The 23,056-nt window shown below is 62.7% G+C and carries 22 protein-coding genes; 9 read left to right on the forward strand and 13 right to left on the reverse strand.

Going from position 1 to position 23,056, the window contains the following annotated elements; translation table 11 throughout:
* Positions 1-53 precede the first annotated feature (53 nt).
* The 3 genes from PY254_RS06110 (at position 54) to PY254_RS06120 (ending at position 3,214) form a co-directional block, all read left to right on the forward strand.
* On the forward strand, positions 54-1,397 hold the full coding sequence (locus PY254_RS06110; protein ID WP_281014587.1) for a sigma-54-dependent transcriptional regulator: 1,344 nt from the start codon (positions 54-56) through the stop codon (positions 1,395-1,397).
* 67 nt (positions 1,398-1,464) lie between these two features.
* Complete coding sequence (locus tag PY254_RS06115; RefSeq protein WP_281014588.1) at positions 1,465-1,800, forward strand: hypothetical protein; 336 nt, start codon at positions 1,465-1,467, stop codon at positions 1,798-1,800.
* A 28-nt stretch (positions 1,801-1,828) separates the two neighbouring features.
* Complete coding sequence (locus tag PY254_RS06120) at positions 1,829-3,214, forward strand: sensor histidine kinase (RefSeq protein WP_281014589.1); 1,386 nt, start codon at positions 1,829-1,831, stop codon at positions 3,212-3,214.
* A gap of 9 nt (positions 3,215-3,223) precedes the next feature.
* Here PY254_RS06120 and phoU read toward each other — a convergent pair whose 3' ends face one another.
* The 5 genes from phoU to pstS form a co-directional block, all read right to left on the reverse strand.
* Positions 3,224-3,961, reverse strand: coding sequence for a phosphate signaling complex protein PhoU (phoU, locus tag PY254_RS06125; RefSeq protein ID WP_281014590.1), 738 nt, complete (start codon positions 3,959-3,961; stop codon positions 3,224-3,226).
* A gap of 136 nt (positions 3,962-4,097) precedes the next feature.
* Positions 4,098-4,898 carry a phosphate ABC transporter ATP-binding protein PstB gene (gene pstB, locus PY254_RS06130; RefSeq protein WP_281014591.1) on the reverse strand — a complete coding sequence of 267 codons (801 nt, stop codon included), beginning with the start codon at positions 4,896-4,898 and terminating at the stop codon, positions 4,098-4,100.
* Complete coding sequence (gene pstA, locus PY254_RS06135) at positions 4,891-5,757, reverse strand: phosphate ABC transporter permease PstA (RefSeq protein WP_281014592.1); 867 nt, start codon at positions 5,755-5,757, stop codon at positions 4,891-4,893. The genes pstB and pstA overlap by 8 nt, the downstream gene beginning before the upstream one ends.
* Positions 5,757-6,770 (reverse strand): phosphate ABC transporter permease subunit PstC, encoded by a 1,014-nt coding sequence (pstC, locus tag PY254_RS06140; protein ID WP_281014593.1) that lies wholly within the window; start codon positions 6,768-6,770, stop codon positions 5,757-5,759. The genes pstA and pstC overlap by 1 nt, the downstream gene beginning before the upstream one ends.
* 110 nt (positions 6,771-6,880) lie before the next feature.
* A complete protein-coding gene (gene pstS, locus PY254_RS06145; RefSeq protein WP_281014594.1) occupies positions 6,881-7,861 on the reverse strand; it encodes a phosphate ABC transporter substrate-binding protein PstS in 981 nt (326 codons plus the stop codon).
* 440 nt (positions 7,862-8,301) lie between these two features.
* Between pstS and PY254_RS06150 the strand changes: the two genes are divergently transcribed.
* The gene (locus PY254_RS06150; protein WP_281014595.1) at positions 8,302-9,561 is read left to right on the forward strand and encodes a porin; all 1,260 of its coding nucleotides are present in this window, start codon (positions 8,302-8,304) and stop codon (positions 9,559-9,561) included.
* Positions 9,562-9,622: 61 nt separating this feature from the next.
* Here PY254_RS06150 and PY254_RS06155 read toward each other — a convergent pair whose 3' ends face one another.
* From PY254_RS06155 to phoB, 5 genes are all read right to left on the reverse strand, one after another.
* Entirely contained in the window at positions 9,623-9,832 is a 210-nt protein-coding gene (locus tag PY254_RS06155; RefSeq protein ID WP_281014596.1) for a hypothetical protein, read from the reverse strand.
* Positions 9,833-9,848: 16 nt separating this feature from the next.
* Entirely contained in the window at positions 9,849-11,957 is a 2,109-nt protein-coding gene (gene ppk1, locus PY254_RS06160) for a polyphosphate kinase 1 (protein ID WP_281014597.1), read from the reverse strand.
* Between the two features lie 470 nt (positions 11,958-12,427).
* Complete coding sequence (locus PY254_RS06165) at positions 12,428-13,624, reverse strand: glycosyltransferase family 4 protein (RefSeq protein ID WP_345781828.1); 1,197 nt, start codon at positions 13,622-13,624, stop codon at positions 12,428-12,430.
* Positions 13,625-13,876: 252 nt separating this feature from the next.
* Positions 13,877-15,160, reverse strand: coding sequence for a phosphate regulon sensor histidine kinase PhoR (gene phoR / locus PY254_RS06170; protein WP_281014598.1), 1,284 nt, complete (start codon positions 15,158-15,160; stop codon positions 13,877-13,879).
* 15 nt (positions 15,161-15,175) lie between these two features.
* Positions 15,176-15,880: a phosphate regulon transcriptional regulator PhoB gene (gene phoB, locus PY254_RS06175; RefSeq protein WP_281014599.1), complete on the reverse strand. Its 705-nt coding sequence runs from the start codon at positions 15,878-15,880 to the stop codon at positions 15,176-15,178.
* Positions 15,881-16,068: 188 nt separating this feature from the next.
* Between phoB and PY254_RS06180 the strand changes: the two genes are divergently transcribed.
* From PY254_RS06180 to PY254_RS06190, 3 genes are read left to right on the forward strand one after another with little or no spacing between them, the layout of a single operon-like run.
* Positions 16,069-17,019 (forward strand): SPFH domain-containing protein, encoded by a 951-nt coding sequence (locus tag PY254_RS06180; protein WP_281014600.1) that lies wholly within the window; start codon positions 16,069-16,071, stop codon positions 17,017-17,019.
* 10 nt (positions 17,020-17,029) lie between these two features.
* On the forward strand, positions 17,030-17,476 hold the full coding sequence (locus tag PY254_RS06185; RefSeq protein WP_281014601.1) for an NfeD family protein: 447 nt from the start codon (positions 17,030-17,032) through the stop codon (positions 17,474-17,476).
* On the forward strand, positions 17,473-18,756 hold the full coding sequence (locus PY254_RS06190; RefSeq protein WP_281014602.1) for a threonine/serine exporter family protein: 1,284 nt from the start codon (positions 17,473-17,475) through the stop codon (positions 18,754-18,756). The genes PY254_RS06185 and PY254_RS06190 overlap by 4 nt, the downstream gene beginning before the upstream one ends.
* A 75-nt stretch (positions 18,757-18,831) precedes the next feature.
* Here the strand turns inward: PY254_RS06190 and PY254_RS06195 are convergent, their stop codons facing one another.
* The 3 genes from PY254_RS06195 to PY254_RS06205 form a co-directional block, all read right to left on the reverse strand.
* Entirely contained in the window at positions 18,832-19,155 is a 324-nt protein-coding gene (locus tag PY254_RS06195) for an H-NS histone family protein (protein WP_281014603.1), read from the reverse strand.
* Between the two features lie 276 nt (positions 19,156-19,431).
* On the reverse strand, positions 19,432-21,129 hold the full coding sequence (locus tag PY254_RS06200) for a proline--tRNA ligase (RefSeq protein ID WP_281014604.1): 1,698 nt from the start codon (positions 21,127-21,129) through the stop codon (positions 19,432-19,434).
* A gap of 111 nt (positions 21,130-21,240) precedes the next feature.
* Positions 21,241-21,663 (reverse strand): DUF4124 domain-containing protein, encoded by a 423-nt coding sequence (locus PY254_RS06205; protein WP_281014605.1) that lies wholly within the window; start codon positions 21,661-21,663, stop codon positions 21,241-21,243.
* Positions 21,664-21,774: 111 nt separating this feature from the next.
* On the opposite strand from PY254_RS06205, the gene PY254_RS06210 reads away from it, so the two are divergent.
* Together PY254_RS06210 and PY254_RS06215 are read left to right on the forward strand one after the other, a co-directional pair.
* On the forward strand, positions 21,775-22,557 hold the full coding sequence (locus tag PY254_RS06210) for a CDP-alcohol phosphatidyltransferase family protein (protein ID WP_281014606.1): 783 nt from the start codon (positions 21,775-21,777) through the stop codon (positions 22,555-22,557).
* Positions 22,554-23,054: a hypothetical protein gene (locus PY254_RS06215; RefSeq protein WP_281014607.1), complete on the forward strand. Its 501-nt coding sequence runs from the start codon at positions 22,554-22,556 to the stop codon at positions 23,052-23,054. Before PY254_RS06210 ends, PY254_RS06215 begins: the two co-directional genes overlap by 4 nt.
* Positions 23,055-23,056 lie beyond the last annotated feature (2 nt).

Consider the following 23,056-nt stretch of genomic DNA (forward strand, 5'->3'; position numbering starts at 1 on the left):
ATGGCAACCTTTATCGCTGGAGCGGCATCCATGTCCGCATGTGCAGAAAAAAGATGACCCGTACGGTTCTGATCATCGACGACAACCCCGCCGTAGGCGAGGCGCTTTCGTTGGCGTTGTCGCTGCATGAGATCCACGCGCTGGTGGCGATGACCCCCGAAGAAGGGCTCGCGACGCTGCAGCGCGAAGCGGTCGACGTGGTGATTCAGGACATGAATTTCACTGCCGACACCACCTCGGGCGAGGAAGGTGTGGCGCTGTTCCGCGCGATCCGCGAGCAGCATTCCGATTTGCCGGTGATTCTGCTGACCGCGTGGACGCATCTGGAAACCGCGGTGGGGCTGGTCAAGGCCGGTGCTGCGGACTACCTGGCCAAGCCGTGGGACGACAACAAGCTGCTGGCTACGGTGGAGAACCTTCTGGAGTTGTCCGAGTCCACCCGCGAGGTCACCCGCAGCCGGCGCGAACGCCGCTTGCGGCGTGAGACCCTGCAGAAAAAATACGACCTGGACAGTCTGGTGTTCGCCTCCGAGGCGATGGCCCGCACGCTGGATCTGGCTTGCCAGATCGCCCGTTCCGAGGTGTCGGTGCTGATCACCGGTCCCAATGGCACCGGCAAGGAGCGCATCGCGGCGATCATGCATGCGAATTCGGCGGTGAAGCGCGGTCCGTTCGTGGCGGTGAATTGCGGTGCGTTGCCGGGGGAATTGATCGAGGCCGAGTTGTTCGGCGCCGAAGCGGGCGCATATACCGGCGCCAACAAGGCGCGCGAAGGTCGCTTCGAGCTGGCCGATGGCGGCACCTTGTTCCTCGACGAGATCGGCAACCTGCCGTTGCCCGGCCAGATGAAGCTGCTGCGCGTGCTGGAGACCGGCCAGTTTGAACGGCTCGGTTCCGGCAAGACACGCCATGCCAAGGTGCGTGTGCTGTCGGCAACCAACGCTGATCTCAAGGCGATGATTCAGGCGGGCACGTTCCGCGAGGATTTGTACTACCGGCTCAACGTGATTGAAGTGAACCTGCCGGCATTGGCCGAACGCAACGACGACATCCTGCCCTTGGCTGATTTCTTTCTGGCGGGGCGCGCGGAACTCGGCGACGCGGCGCGCGAGGCCCTGCTCGGGTATCCATGGCCGGGCAACGTGCGCGAGCTGAAGAACGCGATCGAACGTGCGGCCTTGCTCGCTGGTGGAAACGCGATCACGCCGGAGTTGCTCAACCTGCCGCAGCATGTGACGACCGCGGTACGCAATCTCGATGAACCCAGTCGCGAGGTAGTCGAGGCGGCCCTGCACAAGGTGGGTGGTGTGGTTAGTCGCGCGGCGCAACAGTTGGGCCTGTCACGTCAGGCGTTGTATCGACGGATGGAACGTTATGGTCTGGCGCCCGCGCCGTGAGTGGCTCGGTGGCTGGTGCTGACCAGGTGGCGTAAAAGGAATACGGGTTCTTCCAGGGAGCAAGCTCATGCGTTATCGAATGGTGGTTTTTCTTTCGGCCTGTGTCATGACGTGGGCAGCTGCCGCGCAAGACACGTCCTCGGCCACGGACAAGGGTGGCCGTTGGGCGGAACCCGCGCCGGCGTCCAGTGCGATCACTTACCGTAGTGACGCGCTGCCTGCAGCGAAGTCGTCCAGCAGTCCGTTCAAGGTCAAGGCCAGGCGCGTCGATCTTCCGGGCGATCAACCGCCACCCGGCGCGACGGACAAGGCTGCAGTCACCGGCGCCGAGCGGCCGTGGCAAAACGGTCAGGCGCCGGTCCAATGCGCCGAATCGCCGCATGCCGTCGGCTGCCCGCTTTGACTCTGCGCCTGCCCCATGAGGTCGGCTGATGTGGCGTCGGCTGAATTCGCTGCGCGGACGCCTGACCATCCTGCTGGCGGTGGCTGCGTTGGCGGGCGCGGCGATCTACGCGGGTGTCACCCAGTGGCCGCTGCCGCAGTTGCTGCTGTGGATGCGCAAGGATCTGGCCCTGACCATCCGCGCACCGATGCAAGTGGGCATTTACGGCGGCCTGCTGGCCAGTGCGATCGTGTTGTTGCCGCTGGCATTCTGGCTGGCCGGTCTGGTGATGGCACCGGTCAGTCGTCTGCTGCGTGCGCTTGAAGGTGCGGTAGCCAGTTATCGCGACGGTGATTTCAGCTTCTCCATCGCGGTCAATCGCCGCGATGAACTGGGTGAGTTGATCCGCATGCACAATGCGCTGGGGCAAACCCTGCGCGAGCAACGCCAGCATCTGGTGCAGCGTGAGCTGCTGCTGGACACGGTGGTACAGAACACCCCGGTGGCGCTGGTGCTGACGGATGGGTCCGGTCGGGTTGCCTATTCCAACATCGCCTCGCGTCATTTGTTCAACGAGGGTCGCAGCCTCAACGGGCTGGATTTTTCCACCTTGCTCGCCGAGGTACCCGAAGCCCTGGGCAAGGCGGTGGAAGGTGGCAAGGATGCCTTGCTCAGCGTGGAGATGGAGGGCAGCGAAGAGACCTTCCATCTTTCGCAGCGCGCCTTCCGTTTGCAGGGCCGGCCGCATCAGTTGCATTTGTTCCGGCGCATGACGAAGGAGTTGTCGCGACAGGAAGTGGCGACGTGGAAGCGGGTGATTCGGGTGATCAGTCATGAGCTCAACAACTCGCTGGCACCGATCACCTCGCTGTCGCACTCCGGTGCCGAGCTGGCCCGACGCGGTCAGCTCGACCGCTTGCCCGGCGTCTTCGCCACCATCGGCGAGCGCGCGTTGCACCTGCATCGGTTCATTGCCGGCTACGCCAGCTTTGCCAAGTTGCCCACGCCGCAGCTGGCCGAAATTACCTGGAAGCCGTTCCTTGATGGCCTGGCCCTGCATTGTCAGTACGTCCTTGCAACGCCACTGCCGGAACGGCCCGGACATTTCGACGCCGCGCAGATCGAACAGGTGCTGATCAACCTGATCAAGAACGCGCACGAGTCGGGTGGCCCGCAAGACGAAGTCACCCTATCCCTGCTGGAAGTTGGCAACGAACTGCGCATCGAAGTCGCCGATCGTGGCCCCGGCATGAGCGAGACCGTGCTGGCGCAGGCCTTGCTGCCGTTCTATTCGACCAAGCGTTCCGGCACGGGGCTGGGCCTGGCACTCGCCCGCGAAATTGCCGAGGCACATGGCGGTCGCGTGATGCTGGCCAATCGTGAAGGTGGCGGTTTGCGGGTCAGCTTGCGCTTGCCGACGACCCTGCACCCGTAACGCGATCAGTCACGGTTTGTCTTGCTTGATCGACAGTCCGGAGAAATCCGCGCTGGCCGTCTCGTCGAGCTTCTTGCGTGGTGCCTGCAAGGGTTCACCGGTGACCTGGAACCACACGTTTTCGGCGATGTTGGTCGCGTGGTCGCCGATGCGCTCGATGTTCTTCGCCATGAAAAGCAGATGCGTGCACGGCGTGATGTTGCGTGGGTCTTCCATCATGTAGGTCAGCAATTGACGGAAGTAACCGGTATAGGCTTCGTCCAGCACGGTGTCGTTCTTCCACACCGCGTGCGCGCGCTCGGCGTCGCGATCCCGGTACGCGGCCAGCACGTCACGCACGCCGGTGGCGGCCAGTTTTGCCAGATGCCCGAGGCCTGTCGCCGGCCGCACCGGCGCCACCATCGACAGCGGGATCGAGCGTTTGGCGACATTGGCCGCGTAGTCGCCGATGCGTTCGATGTCGGCGGCGATACGCAGCGCGGCGAACACGTTGCGCAAGTCACCGGCCATCGGTGCGCGCAGGGCCAGCAGGCGCACCACATCGTGGCTGACGTCCTGTTCCATCTGGTCGATGGTGTCGTCGTTGTCGACCACGCGCTGGGCAGCGCGTTCGTCGCGACGCTCGACCACGTCGATCGCCGCCTCCAGTTGTTTTACCGACAACTCGCCCATGCGCACGATCTCGCCGGTAAGTCGGGTCAGTTCGCCGTCGTAACTCTTGATGATGTGGTCGGTGCCGGTGGTCATGGTGGGCCTCGGGGAGTAGGGAGCGAAGAGCGGGAACAGGGAACGGAGAGCAGGGAACAGGGAACAACGGCCGGAAAGGCAAGAGCTGGTTTTTGCGACCACTCTTGCCGTTCCCTGTCCCCGTTCCCCGCTTCAATCACCCAAAGCGTCCGGTGATGTAATCCTCGGTCTGCTTCTTGCCCGGCTTGGTGAAGATCTTTTCGGTCTGGTCGAACTCGATCAGTTCGCCCAGATACATGAAGGCGGTCTGGTCGGAACAGCGTGCGGCCTGTTGCATGTTGTGGGTGACGATGACGATGGTGAACTGGCTTTTCAATTCCTCCACCAGTTGCTCGATGCGGCCGGTGGCGATCGGGTCCAGCGCCGATGTGGGTTCGTCCAGCAGCAGCACTTCGGGCTTCAGCGCGATCGCACGGGCGATGCACAGGCGTTGCTGCTGGCCGCCGGAAAGGCCGAGCGCGTTGTGCTTGAGCTTGCCTTTCACCTCGTCCCACAGCGCGGCGTTGCGCAAGGCCTGCTCGACCCGGTTCTCCATGTCCTTGCGCGACAGCTTCTCGTGGTGACGGATGCCATAGGCCACGTTCTCGAAGATCGTCATCGGGAACGGCACCGGCTTCTGGAAGACCATGCCGACCTTGCTGCGCAGACGGTTCATCGAATAGCGGGGATCGAGAATGTTGTCACCATCCAGCCGAATCTCGCCCGTCGCTTCCAGCTTCGGATAGATCGCGTAGATGCGGTTAAAGATGCGCAGCAAGGTGGATTTGCCACAGCCGGACGGGCCGATGATCGCGGTAACCTTCTTCTCCGGAATGTCCATGTTGATGCCTTTCAGCGCATGGAACCCGTTGTAGTAGAAGTGCAGGTCACGCACGGTCAGCTTGGGTGTGGCCGTTGCCGACGGCGCCGCGTTCATGGCGAGGGCGGAACTAGTCATGGGACACCTTGTTGCGGGAAAGGATCAGGCGGGAAACGAGGCTCAGCAGCAACACGAACAGGGTGATCACGAACGCGCCGGCCCAGGCCATTGCGTGCATCGCGTCACCCGGATCGTTGGCGTACTGGTAGATGATTTGCGGCAGGCTGGACATCTTGTCCAGCGGGTTCAGCGCCATGTAGTTGTTGCCGAACGCGGTGAACAACAGCGGCGCGGTTTCGCCGCTGATTCGCGCCAGCGCCAACAACACGCCGGTGATGATGCCCGAGCGTGCAGCGCGGATCAGGATCTGCAAAGTCAGTTTCCACTGCGGCACGCCCAGCGACAATGCCGCCTCGCGCAGCGTGGAGGGCACCAGCCGCAGCATCTCGTCGGTGGTGCGCACGATCACCGGCAGCGCGATCAGCGCCAGCGCCACGCCGCCGGCAAAGCCGGAGAACGTGGTGGAGCCGTGGGTGAGTGCGGTGCTAGGCAGCACGATGATGGTGTAGACGAACAGGCCCATCACGATCGACGGTGCCGACAGCAGGATGTCGTTGAGGAAGCGGATCGTCTCGCCCAGTTTTGTGCGGTTGGCGTATTCGGCCAGCCAGGTACCGGCCAGTACGCCGATGGGCGTGGCTATGCCGATGCCGATGAAGTTGATGATCAGGCTGCCGACCATCGAGTTGAGCAAGCCGCCATCCTCGCCGTACGCGGTGATTTTCGTGAACAGTTGCAGGTTGAGCGCGCTGATACCCTGGCGCAGGGTCTCGCACAGAATCCAGACCAGAAAGGCCAGCCCGATCAGGGTAGCCAGCAGGCTGAGTCCCATCGCCAGTGCGTTGGTGATGCGGCGGCGCAGGTACAGGGCGTTCATCAGCGGCCCTCCTTGCTGGCCAGCCGGCGCAACATCAGTCGCGCGATCAGCAGCACGATGAAGGTGACCACGAACAGCAGGAAGGCGAGCGCCATCAGCGAGGATTTCTGCAGTCCAGCGGCTTCGCTGAACTGGTTGGCGATGGTCGAGGCGATCGAGGTGCCGGGGTCGAGCAGGGAGGCCGACAGGTGCATCGCGTTGCCCAGCACGAAGGTCACCGCCATCGTTTCGCCGAGCGCACGGCCGAGGCCGAGGAAGATGCCGCCGATCACTGCCGAGCGGGTATACGGCAGCACGATGTCCCACGACACTTCCCAGGTGCTGGAGCCCAGCGCATAGGCCGATTCTTTCAGTCGCGTCGGCACGGTCTGGAACACCTCGCGCATCACCGAGGAGATGAACGGGATGATCATGATGGCCAGCACGATGCCCGCGACCAGGATGCTGGCGCCGAACGGATAGTCGCTGCCGAACAGCTTGCCCACGAACGGCACGTGTTCGGCCAGCCACGAAAGCTTGCCGTCATCGGGCTTGTTGCCGAGGTTGTTGGATAGCCACGGCTTGATGTGTTCGGCGAAAAACGGGGCAAAGATGAAAAGTCCCCACATGCCGTAGATGATCGAAGGGATGCCAGCGAGCAATTCGATCGCCGAGGCGATCGGCGTGCGCAACCAGCTCGGTGCGACCTCGGACAGATAGACGGCGATACCGAAGCTGATCGGTACCGCTAAAGCCAAGGCAATGAAGGAGGTGGCGAGCGTGCCGTAGACCGGTACCAGCGCACCGTAGACGTCGTTGCCGGGGTCCCATTCCGAGCTGACCAGGAAGTGCCAGCCGAACGTGCTGAAGGCTTCGCGCCCGCCCCACAGCGTGGCGCCAGCCGCTCCGACGAGGGCGGCCAGCACGATCAGCGCACAGCCCTTCAGCAGCCAGCGGAACAGCCGCTCGTGACGGGCGTCACGGCGGCTGCGTTGCTCCAGCAGGTCAGGTGATGCGTTGGCGGTGTTGGCCACAAGTGTTCTCTATCGCTAGGGAGGGTAGGAGCCCGCTAGGGGGCGATGCGGTTGTCTGAATGCGTAAAGGCATCACCCGCGAGCAGGCTCCTACGAAGGCTGATCGAATCTCAGTGCTTGAACTCGGCAGCCCAGTAGGCCTCGATCTGACTGACCAACGACGCTGGCAGCGGCACGTAGTCGAGCTCACTCGCCGCTGGCCGGCCACTCTCCAGCGCGTATTTGAAAAAGTCGAAGGCGGCCTTGCTGTTGCCGGCGTTCTTCGGCGTCTTGTACATGATCATCCAGGTGGTGGCGGTGATCGGCCACGCCTGTTCGCCGGGTGCATTGGTCATGATCAGGTTGAAGTCTTTCGCGCTGGCCCAGTCGGCGGTGGCGGCGGCAGCGGCGAACGCGTCCGCACTCGGCTTGATGAAATGGCCGCTGGCGTTCTGCAGGTCAACCCAGGCCAGCTTGTTCTTTACCGCATAGGCGTATTCCACGTAGCCAATCGAACCCTTGATCTGACGGACGTACTGCGAAACACCTTCGTTGCCCTTGCCGCCCACGCCGCTCGGCCACTCCACCGCGGTGCCGAACTTGACCTTGCTGGCCCACTCCGGGTTGACCTTGGACAAATAGTTGGTGAAGTTGAACGAGGTGCCCGAACCGTCCGAGCGATGCACCACGGTGATCTTGCCGGCGGGCAGGCTGATACCGGTATTCAGCGCGGCAATCTTCGGGTCATTCCAGTTCGTTATTTTGCCCAGGAAAATGTCGGCCAGGGTGGTGCCGTCCAGCTTGATCTGGTCGGCCTGCACACCGGTGATGTTGATCACTGGCACGATGCCGCCGACCACGATCGGGAATTGGCCGAGTCCGTATTTCTGCAGGTCTTGCGCCGTCATCGGTGCGTCGGAGGCGCCGAAGTCGATGGTGCCTTCCTTGATCTGCGCGATGCCGGCGCCAGAACCGACCGACTGATAGTTGAGGCGGTTGCCGGTCTTGTCCGCATAGGCGGCCGACCATTTGGACATGACCGGGTAGACGAAGCTCGAGCCGGCGCCGGTGATGTCGGTGGCGTGGGCGGCGGCGCCGAACGTTGATGCCATGGCCAATGCACCAATGGCGGCTAATTGAAGCGGGGTTTTGCTGAAGGTCAACACGGTAGCTCCTTGGCGGAAGTCGGATGCGACCCCCACATTTCATGCCTTTCGTGTTGCCATTGAATGAAATGAATGTTGCAGCTTGATGACAGTCGGCCAGACGCGAGCAGACCGCGTGCCTCGGCGAACATGGCGCAGAACGGAATGCCTTGCCATAAAATGCCGCGTCCGTTTCGGCCAACCCGCGCGCGACGCTCGGCGGGTCGATCGCTCGACGTCCGTGCACAAGAAGACCCACGCCCCGGGCCGTTGGCGTTGTCTTTAATCTGTCATCAAAGCGGCATCCCAGCGTAAAAATCCGCCGGCAGACTTGTTAACCAATCGCTAGCCAGCCTTCACGTCGAGGCGGCGATCGAGATGCTTTCCACCCATTTGCGGAGAATGACATGCGTTCCAGATTGATTGCGGTGGCGATTGCTGCTGGCCTCGGCATCACCAGTTTCACGACGGCTGCGGCACCGCTGCAGAATCAGACCACCGGCACGGTCAGCAGCGCGGAAGTCGAACTGCTGAAGCCGCAGCTTGCGGTGTTGCAGGCCAAGGTTGACGAGCTCGAACAGCGCACCGATGCACAGTCCGAGATCAACGTCAGCACGGGTCAGGCGGTGGAGAAGGCGACCAACGTGACGGCGGCCAGCGACAAGCAATTCGCCGCACTGGAAAAGGCGGTCAACAACACCTCGCTATCCGGCAAGATGTACTTCGACTTCACGAACGTTGACCAGAAGAACAGTGATACCGGCAAGACCAATGCATCGGGCAACGGGCTTGATGTGAAGCGCTTCTATCTCGGCATCGACCACAAGTTCAACGACGTCTGGTCGGCCAACCTGACCACCGATTTCAACTACGTCAGCAACGATGGCGAGACCAACCTGTTCGTCAAGAAAGCCTATGTGCAGGCCAAGTTCGATCAGGCAGCGGTGTTCCGGATCGGTTCGGCCGACATGCCATGGATTCCGTTCGTCGAGAAATACTATGGTTTCCGCTACGTCGAGCCGACCACCACGGACCGCCTGAAATATGCCAACTCCGCCGACTGGGGCATGCATCTCGGCGGTGATATCGGCGCGGGCAAGTCGTTGAACTACGCCGTGTCGATCGTCAACGGCAACGGTTACAAGAATCCGGGTCGCAGCAAGGGCGTGGACGTGGAGGGTCGCGTCGGCTTCGTGCCAGTCGACAACATGGTCGTGGCGATTGGCGGCTACAGCGGCCATCGAGGCCAGCAGACCGAGAACACCAGCGCACCGAATACGGCACAGCGGGGTGATTTGATGGTGGCATGGGCCAACGATGCCTTCCGCCTCGGCGCGGAGTATTTCACCGCGAAGAACTGGAACAACGTGCTCACCACGGCGACCGACAAGGCCGATGGCTACTCGGTCTGGGGCAGTGTGGCGATCGCTGACGGGGTGAACCTGTTTGCCCGCTACGACAATGCCAAGCTCAGCAAGACGCTGGATGGCGCCAACAAGGATGTCTATTACAACGCGGGCGTGGAGTTCCAGCTGACCAAGGGTTTCAAGCTGGCCGGTGTGTGGAAGCATGAGCAGGCCGACAAGTCGGTGGGCACGCCGGTGCCGCCACATGTGCAGAACGTGAAGACCAACGAAATCGGCGTGTTTGGCGAAGTCGCTTTCTGAAGGACCCGCACAGCCGCGATCTGTCGCGGTTGTGGGTTGTTCGTCTAGCGTCAGGCAACGGTTATCGCGAGGGAGTTGGACCCAGGGAAGGAAAGCGGCGGGCCTGGATGCCCGCCGTTTGTTTTTCTGCCGTCAGATCGAACGCGGTCGTGCAGTTGGCATGAATCTTCAAGTCGCCGATGTACCTGTGCGGTGTCGGCTGTTGCAGGACCATGCCGGCGTCACCTTCCTGCTGCATCGATCGGGTGTTGATCAAAAGTTCTGTCGACACGTCATTCGCCGCCAGCTCATGCCTCGTATTGATCCAACAGCCATTGCTGCGCCGAATGCACGGGTGCATCGCCTGGCGTGGCGCGGTGGTAATGGCCATCGGCATCCAGTAGCCACGCCTGCAGATTGTCGTCCAGATAGTTTTGCAGGGTCTCGCGGAAGATGCGCGTGGCGAGACGCGCGTCGCGCACGGGGAAACAGGCCTCGACACGTCGCAGTAGATTGCGCTCCATCCAGTCGGCCGATGAGCAGTAGAGTTTCGCTTCGCCGCCGTTGGCGAACCAGTACACGCGGCTGTGTTCCAGAAAGCGGCCCAGCACCGAGCGAACGCGGATACGCTCCGAAATGCCTGGCAGCCCGGGCCGCAGCATGCACGCGCCGCGCACGATCAGATCAATCTTGACGCCGGCGCAGGACGCGCGGTAGAGCGCCTCGATCATGGACGGTTCGTTAAGTGCGTTCATGCGTGCGACGATCCGCGCCGGCTTCCCCGCTTGCGCATGCTCTATTTCACGCGCCACGAGGGCCAGCAATCCCTGATGAAGGCTGAAGGGTGATTGCAGCAGTTGCTGCAGTTCAACCACCGGTCCGAGGCTGCACAATTGCTGGAAAATCTTGCTCACGTCCTCGCAGATGCTGGCGTCCTGGGTGATCAGCCCGATGTCGGTGTAAAGGCGGCTGGTGGCCTGGTGGTAGTTCCCCGTGGAGAGATGTGCGTAATGCCGTAGTACGCCGCGTTCACGGCGTACGATCAGCAGCATCTTCGCGTGTGTCTTGTAACCGACCACGCCATAGACGACTTGCACGCCAGCTTCCTGCAGACGGTCGGCCAGGCGGATATTGGCTTCTTCGTCGAAGCGTGCGCGCAGTTCGATGACTACGGTTACTTCCTTGCCGGATCGCGCTGCATCGACCAGGTATCCGATCAGCGGCGAGTCTTCGCCGACGCGATACAGCGTTTGCCGGATTGCGAGCACATCCGGGTCCGTGCTCGACTTGCGCAGCAGTTCAAGCACCGGCATGAACGATTCGAACGGGTGATGCAGTAGCACGTCGCCCTGGCTGAGGGTTTCGAAAAGGCGGGCATGGGCGGCGAAGGTTGGCGCAACGGCAGGCACAAGCGGTGGGTATTTCAGGTCGGGACGATCGACCATGTCGTAGATCGCCGCCGCCCGATGCAGATTGACCGGGCCTCCGCAAAGATACGCGTCGGTATCCTTCAGGCCGAAGTTGACCAGCAGCATCTGGCGGATCGCAGGTGTGCAGTCCGCGCCGAGTTCGAGCCGAACGGCTTCGGCATAGCCGCGTTCGCGCAACTCCAGACTCAATACCCGGGCCAGGTTCTCGGTATCGTCGTCTTCGAGTTCCAGTTCGGAATCGCGCGTGACGCGAAACTGGTAGGCGCCGTGGATCTCCATGTCGGGAAACATCGCATCGGCGAACTCCTCGAGCAAGGTGGACAGGAACACGAATTGGCAAGGCACATCGGCAACGCCCTGCGGCATGCGGATCACACGTGGCAGTGAGCGTGGTGCACGTACCACGGCGACGTTTCCCTCGCGCCCGAAGGCATCGCTGCCATTCAGTACCACGGCAACGTTCAGGCTCTTGTTGAGAATTCTGGGAAAGGGATGGGCCGAATTCAGCCCCAGCGGTGACAGCACAGGAAGAATTTCGCGCACGAAATGCTCGCGTGCCCAACACCTTTGTGCAGGCGACCACTGCTTGCTGTCACTGAAGACGATACCTTCAGCAGCCAGCGCCGGGCGCAGCGAATCGTTCCATGTTTCGTATTGCATATGCACCAGCCGAATGACGCTCTTGCGTACCTGGGCAAGCACCTCGCTCAATGGCAGGCCGTCCGCGCCGGGTCGCGCGTCGCCATAGGCAATCAAGTGCCTGAGGCTGGCTACGCGCACTTCGAAGAATTCATCCAGGTTGCGCACGGAGATGCACAGGAACTGCAGTCGTTCCAGCAGCGGTACCGAAGTGGAGTTTGCCTGCGCCAGTACCCGGAAGTTGAATTCCAGCGTCGAGAGTTCGTGGTTCAGGTAGAGCTCTGGCGCACGGAAGTCCGGGTCGCTGGGTTCGGCTGCGCCGGCTTGCGGTGCAAGGGCAGAATTCATCATGCGCTCGGGTGGGTGGCAGAAGCTGCTGGGGGTGGACACACGGAGGCGGTCAGATGCAGGCCGGCATAGTCGTGGCGGAGGGCTGGTGCGTGACGACCCGATGACCGTCGCCGCTGCCATGCACCATGGCGACTTCAGCTGATGACGAGCGCGGCAGTCAGTACTGGGTCGAGCCACAGTGAACTCAACCCGAGCAGGGTGCCGAGCGCTGCGCCAGCGAGTACGTTGGTCGGCTAGTGCAAACCAAGGGTCACGCGTGACATCGCCACGATGCCGGTGCACAGCATCTGCAGTGCGATATGTACGCCACGTCTGCCGCCAACGGTTGCCAGCACAGCGATCAGGCCGTGCCAGAGCCAACCATCACCAATCGGCTGATCACGCCGAAGGTCCGGTGCACGGCACGGTGTTGCGCCCAACCGCTGGCCGCTCGACACAGCAGGAGATCGAGTGTCCATAGAATCTGCTCAGGCGGCGGCGCGGAGATGGTCATCGGGAGATCCACGCATCAGTGAGTTGAGCAGGCTCTCGAATTCGCAGATCACCGCATCCGGTGGGAACCGCTGCGCGCTGCGACGTGCGCTGATGCCCAGCTGCCGGCGCATGTCGGAATCCATGCCGAGTTGATAGGTCGACGTGATGAAGCCGCGTGTATCGGTTGCCGGCACGACCAGTCCAGAGATGCCGTGAGCAACGTGCTCCTGTGCCGCCGCCTGCTCGAAGGCGACCAGCGCCAGGCCGGACGCCATGGCCTCAAGCACGACGTTGCCGAAGGTTTCCGACAGGCTCGGAAACACGAACAGGTCTGCGCTGGCATAGTGGGCAGCCAGTTCCGTATCGTGCCTGGTGCCGACGAACAGCGCATCCGGGTACGCGGCAGCCAGCGCAGCACGCTGGGGGCCGTCGCCGACCATGACGATGCGTGCGCCGGGTATGCGCGCCTGCACGGTGCGGAAGGCCTGTACGGCGAGGCCGAGATTCTTTTCTGCGGCGATCCGGCCGACGCACAGCAGCACCGGAGCGTTATCGTGCACGCCCCAACTTTTGCGCAAGGCGAGGTCGCGCCGATCCGGAGAGAACAGCCTGCTGTCGACGCCGCGGCGTAGTTTCTGCACGTGGTCGATGCCCGCATCGGTCAATTCCGCTTGCAACGCGCGGGTCGGCACCAAGGTCATTTGTGCGCGGCGATGAAAGCCAAGCAGGTGTTTGCGAACCAGTGGCGCCAGTAGCCCGACGCCGTAGTGCGCGGCGTAGTCGTGGAAGCGCGTGTGGAATCCGGTGACGACCGGAATGTCCAGTGCATTGGCCGTGCGCATTGCCGAGGCACCGAGCGGACCCTCCGTCGCGATGTACACCGCATCCGGCCGCTGCGTGATCCAGCGTCGGCGCAAAGCTTGGCCGGCGGGCAGGCCAAACTGCATGCTGGGGTAACGCGGCATGGCCACGCCGCGTGCTGATACCAGACCGACTTTACCGTCACGGCCGGCGGCGCCCGGCCGGACCACTTCGACGTCGACGTTGCGTGCGGCTAGTCCCTCGGCGAGTGCGCGCACGGTAAGGGCGACGCCATTCACCTGGGGTGGCCAGGTTTCGGTGATGAAGGTGATCCGCATGTCTGCTCTCCTGCCGGGGCTGACACTGATCTTCGCGCCCTTGTGTTGCACCAATGCGACCGGGAAGTGACTTCGTTGAGACGCCGATGCCGCTGGCGCAAGGCCGGTCACCTGGCTCAGCTTCCACCGAGAGCCATGCCCGTCATCGGCTTGTCATCATGCATCGCGATACTGCGCTTGCCTTCCTTGACTCCCCTCCATGGCAAGGCAACTGGAGACGCCGATCTCTATCCCCAATCGGCTGCGGCGTGGATATTTTCCACGTCGTTTTTTTTTCGTGGAGAGTGGCCTTCGTGCGAGACTTCAGTCGGCCGAAGCCGCGGCTCCGTTAATGTCATCGCGGCCCGGCGGTAGCACGCACGCGGCATCCATCACACAGGAGAAGGTCGAGCCTTGTCCCGGTTCGCTTTCGATAAGCAGGCGCCCGTGGTGCAGGTTGATCACGTGCTTGACGATCGAAAGCCCAAGCCCGGTGCCACCGGATTCACGTGAGCGACTGGAGGAGACGCGATAGAAGCGTTCGGTGAGACGAATCAGATGCTCGGCGGAGATGCCCAGGCCGCTGTCACGCACCGAGAAGGTGGCGCCGCCGTCTGCTGTCTGCCGCCAACCGATCACGATTTCGCCGCCGCTGGGCGTGTAGCGCACGGCATTGCTCACCAGGTTGGAGAACGCGCTGTGCAAGTGGTGGGTCGAACCACGCAGGCATGCCTGGCTGGCGGCGTCCACACGAATTGCATGGCGGCCCCGGCTGAGCGCCTCGGCTTCGCGCCGCAGCGTCTCCAGCATGGGAACCATTGCCACTTCTTCTTCCGGCAGCGCTTCGCCGGTTTCCAGTCGCGACAAGGTCAACAAGTCTTCGACGATTTGCCGCATCCGTTGCGATTGCATGCGCATTTCGCCGAGTACGGGCGCCAGTTCCGGTACGTCGGTGGGGTCCAGCAGTTCCAGATAACCGTGAATGACCGTCAGCGGCGTGCGCAACTCGTGCGAAACGTTGGCAACGAAGTCGCGCCGTACCTGTTCGAGGCGACTGAGCGCGCTGATGTCGCGGGCCAGCAACAGGCGCAGACGGGAGCCAAACGGCATGATCGTTACACTCAGGCGCAGCGAGGGATCTTCCGGTGCGGGTATCTCGGCGATCGGTTCGTTGTTGTCCTGCAGCAGCCGGATGCCAAGTTCGCTACCGGCCATTTGCCGGGCCAGCGGAATGCCGCTGCGCCGCTCGCGCAGGCCGAGCAAGCGCCGCGCCGCCGGGTTGAACCAGTACACCTGTCCTTGCTGATCAAACAGCACGACCGCGTCAGGCAAGGCGCTTGCGGCATCGCGAACATCGCCTAGCTGAGAGCTCAGGCGCCGCTGCCTGTCCTTCCGGGTAGGTGAGAACCGTGGTGACTGTTCCAACGGGTGAGCCTGCGTCTCCGCTGCAGCTGGCAGCCACAGCAGGACGACGAGTTGGCCGCCGAGCGCGATACCGAGCGACCACCAGTTCACGCCCCAGATTGCGGCTGTCAGCGCAGTGAGCGTCAGCGAAACGGTCAGGACGGCAGCCGGTCCTGTGGCAAACAAGGCTTTGGTGGGGCGCATGCGCAGGCTTCGCCGCTACGGCCGCGCAGGCGCGGGCTGGGCAGAAAAGCGGTAGCCGGTGCCGCGCACGGTCTGGATCACGGTGTCGAGGCCGCACGCTTCCAGGCTCTTGCGCAGGCGGCGAATATGCACGTCGACGGTGCGCTCCTCCACGTATACGCTGCCGCCCCATACGTGGTCCAGCAACTGTGCACGCGAGTACACGCGCTCGGCGTGGGTCATGAAAAAATGCAGCAGGCGATACTCGGTCGGCCCGATAGTGAGTTGCTCGTTGTCGGCGTACACCCGGTGCGCCAGACCGTCGATGCGCAGGCCCGCCAGTTCGATCATGCCCGAGCTGTCTTCGGCCTGACTGCGGCGAAGTACAGCCTTGATCCGCGCCACCAGTTCGCGCGCCGAAAAGGGTTTGACGACGTAGTCATCGACCCCGGCATCGAGCCCCGCCACGCGATCGGCCTCTTCGCCCCGCGCGGTCAGCATGATGATGGGCAGCTCGCGAGTCAGTTCGTTCTTGCGCAGCCGACGTGCCAGGTCCATGCCGCTGATGCCTGGCAGCATCCAGTCCAGCAGGATCAGGTCGGGCATCGCTTCGGCGATCGCCAACTGCGCTTCGGCGGCATCACCGGCACTGATCGGCAGCATGTCCGCTCGACGCAGAGCAAACGCCACCATGTCGCGGATCGGGGCCTCGTCTTCAATGATCAGGATGCGCTTTTGCATGAGTCGTCCACGGGATGCTTGCACTATGGCAGCACGGCAATGTTACGAGAGGATGACAGTGATCGAGGAAGCGCGGCAAACCATGTGATTCGGGGCGACTGGGCGTGGCGCAGGTTGCATGGAACTCTGCTGCTCGGGGGGAGTGCACTCGCCTATACTGGCGTCTTCATGGATTAGGGGTAAGGCTCATGGGAATTGGACAATTGCTTGCGCTGGTCATTGTGGCGGTCGTCATCATCGGCGTGGCCAAGCTGGTGCGCATCGTGCCGCAAGGCTTCGAGTGGACGGTGGAGACGTTCGGCAAGTACACCCGCACCCTTAGCCCCGGGCTGCATTTCCTGATCCCGATCTATCAGGCGGTCGGGCGCAAGATCAACATGATGGAGCAGGTGCTCGACGTGCCCTCGCAGGACGTGATCACCAAGGACAACGCGGTCGTGCGGGTGGACGGCGTGGTGTTCTACCAGGTGCTGGACGCATCCAAGGCGGCCTATGAGGTGTCCAATCTGGAACAGGCTTCGCTGGCGCTGGTGATGACCAATATCCGTACCGTGCTGGGCTCGATGGATCTTGATGAATCATTGAGCCAGCGCGATGCCATCAATGCGAAGTTGCTCAAGGTGGTTGACGAGGCGACCCATCCGTGGGGCGTCAAGGTCAACCGTATCGAGATCAAGGACATTGCGCCGCCGCGTGATTTGATCGACGCGATGGCGCGGCAGATGAAGGCCGAGCGCGAGAAGCGCGCCAACATCCTCGATGCCGAGGGCTTCCGCCAGGCGGCGATTCTCAAGGCCGAGGGCGAGAAGCAGTCGGTGATTCTTGCTGCCGAGGGCGAGAAGGAAGCCGCGTTCCGCACCGCCGAGGCGCGCGAGCGTTCGGCCGAGGCAGAGGCCAAGGCGACCACGATGGTCTCCGAGTCGATTGCCAACGGCAACGTCAATGCACTGAACTATTTCGTGGCCAACAACTATGTTGAAGCGCTGAAGGAAATGGCCAAGTCGCCGAACCAGAAGATGCTGCTGTTGCCGATCGAGGCTACCGGTATTCTTGGTTCGCTGGCCGGCATTGCCGAGCTGGCCAAGGAATCGCTGGCCCAGCAGCAGAAGTCCACTTCCATCCAGCCACCGCTGCGTTGAGGACGAAGCCATGTGGGAATTATCGACGCATTATCTGTGGTGGATTCTGGCACTGCTGCTGATCGCCAGCGAGCTGATGTTGCCTGGGTATTTTCTGTTGTGGATTGGTCTGGCCGCGGCAGTGATGGGTGCGGTGCTGTGGATTGATCCGACGCTGGGCCTGCTGGCGCAGGCGCTCCTGTTCGGCGCGCTTGCGTTCGCTTCCTGCTTCGCCTACGCCCGCTGGCTGCGGCCACGGCTGGAGCGTCGGGCGCCCGGCGATGAGCGGTTGAATCGGCGCGCGGAGCAGTTGATTGGTCAGCGTTACCAGTTGATCGAGCCGATCATCAACGGTCGCGGCAAGGCACGCGTGGGTGACGGCCAGTGGCTGGTCAGCGGGCCTGAGTTGCCACTGGGCGCCACCGTGGAAGTGGTGGCTGTCGACGGCAGCACCTTGCAGGTGCGTGCCGCGGCATGAGCCCCGGCGACGTCATCAGCCAGCAGCAGTTCGCCACCACGGCGATCACGACGCGCATGGCCTTTGCGCTGGAATTGGCGCGTCGCCTGCACCAATACGGCACCAACGCGCCACGCCTGGAGATCGCAGTGGCCGGCGTGGCGCAGCGGCTGGGGCTGTTGGCCGATGTGTGGTCCAGCCCCACGGCCATCATCATTTCGTTCTCCGATCTGGCCCAGGGCGGCGAGGACGGTGTGGCGCAGACCACCCAGGTGATGCGGCTGGCGCCCGGTGAGGTGCATCTGGAGCGACTGTGCCAAGTGGACGACATTGCTGATCGGGCGATTGCTGGCGAGCTGGATTTGCGCGAGGGCTTTCGTCTGCTGCGCGAACTGGGGCGTCCTGACACGCGCCGCGAAAAGATTGGACTGGTGCTCAGCTATGGCCTCTCGGCCGGCGCCATCGAAGCACTATTTCTGCACAGCTCGTGGGTTGACCTTATCGTGGCGGCCGTGATCGGCGTGATCATCGGTTGCGTCAGTCTGTTGGCGGGCAGTCGGCCGCGGCTGGCGGCGGCTGGCGATGCGATATGCGCGCTGGTGGCGACCAGCGTGGCGATCGTGGTGAGTGCGTTTGTGGTGCCTCTGGCGATCAAGTCGGTGGTGCTGGCCAGTCTGATCATCCTGATTCCCGGCATGTCGCTGACCACCGCGGTGCGTGAAATTTCCGCCCAACATCTGGTTTCCGGCATGGCGCGCATGGGCGGCGCCATGTCGACCTTGCTCAAGCTCACTTTCGGCACCATCGCGGCGACTCAGCTATGCAAGGCGCTCGGCATCGTCGCGCGCGACTTTGCCTTGGCGCCGTTGCCGCAGTGGACGGACTATCCGGCACTGCTGGTAGCTGCCGTCGCGTTCGCGATCTTGTTCCGTGCAGCGAAACGCGACTGGCCGGTGGTGATTCTGGCGGTAGTGGTGGGCTATATGGCCACGCGCTGGGGTGGACAGATATCGAGTTCATTGCCGGGCGCGCCGGTCGGCGTATTCCTGGGCGGCTTGCTGCTGGGCGCGCTGGCAAACGTGTTTGCCCGTTACGCCCATCGGCCCGGTGCCGTGATTCGCGAGCCTGGCATTCTGCTGTTGGTGCCGGGCAGCGTCGGATTTCGCAGCGTGTCGTTTCTGATGGAGCGCGATACCGATTTGAGTCTGGATACAGGCTTGCTGCTGATTACCCTGCTGGTGTCGCTGGTGGCCGGTTTGATGTTCGGCGACCTGCTGATTTCTCCGCGTCGCTCGCTGTGATGGAAGCACCGCCGAAATGAAGAACGCCGGCACAAGGCCGGCGTTCTTCATTGGAATGGGCAACAGGGCTGACGATCAGATCGCCAGATCCTTTTCCTTCTTGCCGGCCTTCAGTGCGTCGTTGAACCAATGCGGACGCTTGCCACGGCCCGACCAGGTCTGCGCCGGGTTGGCCGGGTTACGGTACTTCGGCGCAACGGTGCCGGTGGTGCGCTTGGCCTTGCCACGCGCGGTGCCGAAAATGTCTTCGAAGGAATACCCTTCGGCCTTCAGCATCGCGTGAACTTTCTCGCGCAGCTTGCCGACCTTTTCCTTGCGCAATTCGTTCTGGCGAACCTGCGCCTTGCTGATGAGGTCATTCAACTGATTGTGATTGAGACTCTTGATATCGACGGCCATGCGTGACTCCCGGGTGAATGTCGTTAATAAACGATCTGGTTATGTCTCGGCAGCATTATCGGGAATGCGTCCGGAGGCTTTGTAAATTCCTGATTGTTATTCTCGCTTATTCATTGAATCATTGTAAAGCGCGGGGGTTTTCGTGACATCGGGTAGCTGATTAAATGCTGAGTTGAACCTGGTTGTTTTGAATAAGGCGCAGACCGCCTTCGCACAGCACGAAAAAAGAAACGGCCGCACTGGGCGGCCGTTTCCATTAATCCAACAGCGCCGGAATCAGGCCAGTAGCGCGAGCAATTCATCTTCGTTGAACGAGCGGCTTTCGCTGTCTTCGCGACCACGATATTCCAGCGTGCCGGCAGCCAGCCCGCGCTCGCTGACGACGACCCGATGCGGAATGCCGATCAACTCCATGTCGGCAAACATGCTGCCCGCACGCACGCCGCGATCGTCCAGTAGCGCTTCGATGCCATGCTCGCCCAGGGTCTGGTACAGCGCTTCCGCTGCTGCGCTGACGGTCGGCGAATGCTTGGGGTTGATCACGCAGACGACGACACGCCAAGGTGCCATGGCCTCAGGCCAGACAATGCCGGCGTCGTCATGACGTTGCTCGATGGCGGCGGCGACGATGCGGCTGACACCGATGCCATAGCAGCCCATGGTCATCACCTGCAGCTTGCCGGTTTCATCGACCACGGTGGCATCCAGCGCTTCGGCGTATTTGGTGCCCAGCTGGAATACATGGCCCACTTCGATGCCACGGGCGATGTGCAGCACGCCCTTGCCGTCGGGCGACAGATCGCCCTCAACGACGTTACGCAGGTCGGCGATGCGGGTGACGCGCGCGTCACGGTCCCAGTTGGCGCCGGTGTAATGCGTGCGATCGGCATTGCCGCCGCAGACGAAATCGGCCAGCACGGCGGCATCGCGATCGACGATCACCGGAATGGAATCGGGCAGACCGACCGGGCCGATGAAGCCAGGGCGGGTGCCGGTAGCGGCAAGGATTTCCTCTTCGCTGGCCAGTACCGACTCGTCCGGCAGCTCGGCCAGCTTGCCAGCCTTCACTTCGTTGATCTCGTGGTCGCCGCGCACGCAGAGTGCGACCAGACCCTCACGGCCACGCACCAGCAAGGTTTTCACGCAGTGCTGCGGGGTGACCTTGAGGAAGGCGGAGACGTCATCGATGGTCTTTTGCGTGGGCGTGTCGACCCGTTGCAGGGTGGCTGCAGGGGCAGCGCGCGTAGCGGCAGGCGCCAGCGCTTCGGCCTTTTCGAGATTGGCGGCGTAGTCGGAGCCGTCGGAGAACGCGATGGCGTCTTCGCCCGATTCGGCCAGTACCTGGAATTCATGGCTGGCATTGCCGCCAATCGCGCCGGTATCGGCCTGAACGGCACGGAAGGTCAGGCCCAGGCGGGTGAAAATACGAGAATACGCCTGATACATCGTGGCGTAAGTTTCAGCCAGCGATTCCTGCGTGAGATGGAACGAATACGCGTCCTTCATCAGGAATTCGCGTGCGCGCATCACGCCGAAACGCGGGCGGATTTCATCGCGGAATTTGGTCTGGATCTGGTAGAAGTTCACCGGCAGCTGTTTGTAACTTTTCAACTCGTTGCGGGCGAAATCAGTAACCACTTCCTCGTGGGTCGGGCCGTAACAGAACTCCTGACCCTTGCGGTCCTTGATTTTCAGCAGCTGGCCACCAAATTTTTGCCAGCGACCGGTTTCGTCCCACAGTTCCTTCGGCTGCACCGAGGGCATCAGCATTTCGATGGCGCCGGCGCGGTTCATTTCCTCGCGCACGATGTTCTCGACCTTGCGCAGCACACGCAGTCCCAGCGGGCTCCAGCTGTACAGGCCGGAAGCGAGCTTGCGGATCATGCCGGCACGCAGCATCAGCTGGTGGCTGGAAATTTCGGCGTCGGCAGGGACTTCCTTGACGGTGGCCAGATGGAATTGGCTGAGGCGCATGCGGGTGATTCCGGCGTTGTGGAAACGCCTAGTGTAGCGGCCGGCCGGGCCGCACGCCCGTGGCTTTGAGTCTGTCCGGTCGGCGCTTGGCGCGACCGGACAGACGGGCGTTTATGGCGTCTGCCCGCAGAACTGATCGTATTGCGCCTGTGCCGACGTGACCTGCTGGTTTCGCTGGGCTTGGTCTAGCGCGACAGGCTTGCCGTTTTGCTGCATCACCACCGGGCCGCCGCTGCGCAGGGCGGCGATGTTGGATTGCAGCGTACTGCACAGCTTGGTGCGATTCTCCGGCGTGTCCGCCACCGGTTCAGCCGCCGGGGCTGGAGCCTGACTGGCTAGCGCTGGCTCTTTGGCAGGCGGCGGAGCAAGTGGTTCGACCGTGCCCGTAGTGGTCACCTTTTCGAACTTCGTGCCCTGTGCCGGAGGCGCTTCCGAGTAATGCACGGTACCGCCGGCGTCGGTCCATTTGTAGACCTGGGCGGTGGCCAGTGGCGCCAGCAACAGCAGGGCTACGGCAATCAGCGAACGACGCATGGTGTTCTCCATTTCACGGGAATAAGCGGGTGCACCTTGTTAACACTCCATCGGCCCGGACTCAAGCACCCGATGGTCTACACTGCGCGCATCCTGTCACGGTACTGATACATGAGCGAGCTTTCGCCCGTCCGCCCACCCCGTCACCGGGGTATTTACCTGTTGCCGAACCTGTTCACCACGGGGGCGATGTTCGCGGGTTTCTACGCCATTATTGCCAGTATTGGTGGACGCTACTCCGAAGCGGCCGTGGCCGTGTTCATTGCCGCGGTGCTGGACGGCATGGATGGTCGGGTGGCCCGGATGACCGGCACGCAGACCGAATTCGGCGTGCAGTACGACTCGTTGTCCGACCTGATCAGCTTCGGGCTGGCGCCATCGCTGGTGATGTACACATGGTCGTTGTCCACGCTGCGCGAGTTCGGCCCGCTGTGGGGCAAGCTGGGCTGGGCCGCGGCATTCATCTACGCCGCTTGCGCTGCGCTGCGGCTGGCACGTTTCAATACCCAGGCTGGCGTGGCCGACAAGCGCTATTTCCAGGGGCTGGCCAGCCCGGCGGCGGCGGCGGTCTGCATGTCGTTTGTGTGGAGCGTGGAGAAGTTCGGCTTGCCGGGCAGCGATTTTTGTTTCATTACCGCGGCGATGGCAATTGTGGTCGGTTTACTGATGGTCAGCCGCTTTCGTTACTTCAGTTTCAAGTCGTTGCCGATGGGCAATCACCAACTGGTGCCGTTTGGCTGGATGGTGGTGGCGGTGCTGTTGCTGGCCTTGCTGATCCTCGACACGGCGCGCGTGTTGTTCGCCGGCTTCACGCTCTACATGTTGTCCGGGCCGGTATTCACGATCTGGAGCGTGGCCACGCATCGGCGCCGCACGCGGCGCAACCCGGCATGAGCCCGTTGGCGCAGTCGTCGTTCGACGCGGGCCATCGCGATCGGGTGCTGCGCGCGCTGGGGGTGACACCATGGATTCGGCGCGGGTTGCCAGTTGCGGCAGTCCAGTGCAACGAGTCGGGCGCGGGGGTTGACGCCACGACCGATGCGGCGGGCCCGGTGGCTTGCGTAGTGGTTCTTCCCGACGGCTGCACCACCCGCGAACTGGATCTGGTCAGTCGCGCGCTGATGGGTTGTGGCGCCGTTCTGGCGCGCGCCGCGCGAGTGGTAGTGCGTGAGGGGCAACTGGCGGTGGCGCCCGAAGCGCAGGCGTACCTGGTTTTCGGCGAGGCGCAGGCGCATGCACTTGGGCGTGCCTTGCCGGCGGCCGTGATGCATCGCGCGCAGATCGTGCTGGTCGATGAGCCAGCGCAGGTGTTGATCCACGCCGAGGCCAAGCGGCGGTTGTGGAATGCACTGCGCAGCGTGCGTCGCACGCTGGCTCTGGCGGGTGATTGAGT

Origin of the sequence: Rhodanobacter sp. AS-Z3 (assembly GCF_029224025.1) — a bacterium.
Classification (GTDB): domain Bacteria; phylum Pseudomonadota; class Gammaproteobacteria; order Xanthomonadales; family Rhodanobacteraceae; genus Rhodanobacter.

Bases quoted from the DNA above. Each gene is read 5' to 3' on its own strand.
- PY254_RS06110 (WP_281014587.1), top strand. From the start codon at position 54: ATGACCCGTACGGTTCTGATCATCGACGACAACCCCGCCGTAGGCGAG.
- PY254_RS06115 (WP_281014588.1), top strand. From the start codon at position 1,465: ATGCGTTATCGAATGGTGGTTTTTCTTTCGGCCTGTGTCATGACGTGG.
- PY254_RS06120 (WP_281014589.1), top strand. From the start codon at position 1,829: ATGTGGCGTCGGCTGAATTCGCTGCGCGGACGCCTGACCATCCTGCTG.
- phoU (WP_281014590.1), bottom strand. From the start codon at position 3,961: ATGACCACCGGCACCGACCACATCATCAAGAGTTACGACGGCGAACTG.
- pstB (WP_281014591.1), bottom strand. From the start codon at position 4,898: ATGACTAGTTCCGCCCTCGCCATGAACGCGGCGCCGTCGGCAACGGCC.
- pstA (WP_281014592.1), bottom strand. From the start codon at position 5,757: ATGAACGCCCTGTACCTGCGCCGCCGCATCACCAACGCACTGGCGATG.
- pstS (WP_281014594.1), bottom strand. From the start codon at position 7,861: ATGGCATCAACGTTCGGCGCCGCCGCCCACGCCACCGACATCACCGGC.
- PY254_RS06150 (WP_281014595.1), top strand. From the start codon at position 8,302: ATGCGTTCCAGATTGATTGCGGTGGCGATTGCTGCTGGCCTCGGCATC.
- ppk1 (WP_281014597.1), bottom strand. From the start codon at position 11,957: ATGAATTCTGCCCTTGCACCGCAAGCCGGCGCAGCCGAACCCAGCGAC.
- phoR (WP_281014598.1), bottom strand. From the start codon at position 15,160: ATGCGCCCCACCAAAGCCTTGTTTGCCACAGGACCGGCTGCCGTCCTG.
- phoB (WP_281014599.1), bottom strand. From the start codon at position 15,880: ATGCAAAAGCGCATCCTGATCATTGAAGACGAGGCCCCGATCCGCGAC.
- PY254_RS06180 (WP_281014600.1), top strand. From the start codon at position 16,069: ATGGGAATTGGACAATTGCTTGCGCTGGTCATTGTGGCGGTCGTCATC.
- PY254_RS06185 (WP_281014601.1), top strand. From the start codon at position 17,030: ATGTGGGAATTATCGACGCATTATCTGTGGTGGATTCTGGCACTGCTG.
- PY254_RS06190 (WP_281014602.1), top strand. From the start codon at position 17,473: ATGAGCCCCGGCGACGTCATCAGCCAGCAGCAGTTCGCCACCACGGCG.
- PY254_RS06195 (WP_281014603.1), bottom strand. From the start codon at position 19,155: ATGGCCGTCGATATCAAGAGTCTCAATCACAATCAGTTGAATGACCTC.
- PY254_RS06200 (WP_281014604.1), bottom strand. From the start codon at position 21,129: ATGCGCCTCAGCCAATTCCATCTGGCCACCGTCAAGGAAGTCCCTGCC.
- PY254_RS06205 (WP_281014605.1), bottom strand. From the start codon at position 21,663: ATGCGTCGTTCGCTGATTGCCGTAGCCCTGCTGTTGCTGGCGCCACTG.
- PY254_RS06210 (WP_281014606.1), top strand. From the start codon at position 21,775: ATGAGCGAGCTTTCGCCCGTCCGCCCACCCCGTCACCGGGGTATTTAC.
- PY254_RS06215 (WP_281014607.1), top strand. From the start codon at position 22,554: ATGAGCCCGTTGGCGCAGTCGTCGTTCGACGCGGGCCATCGCGATCGG.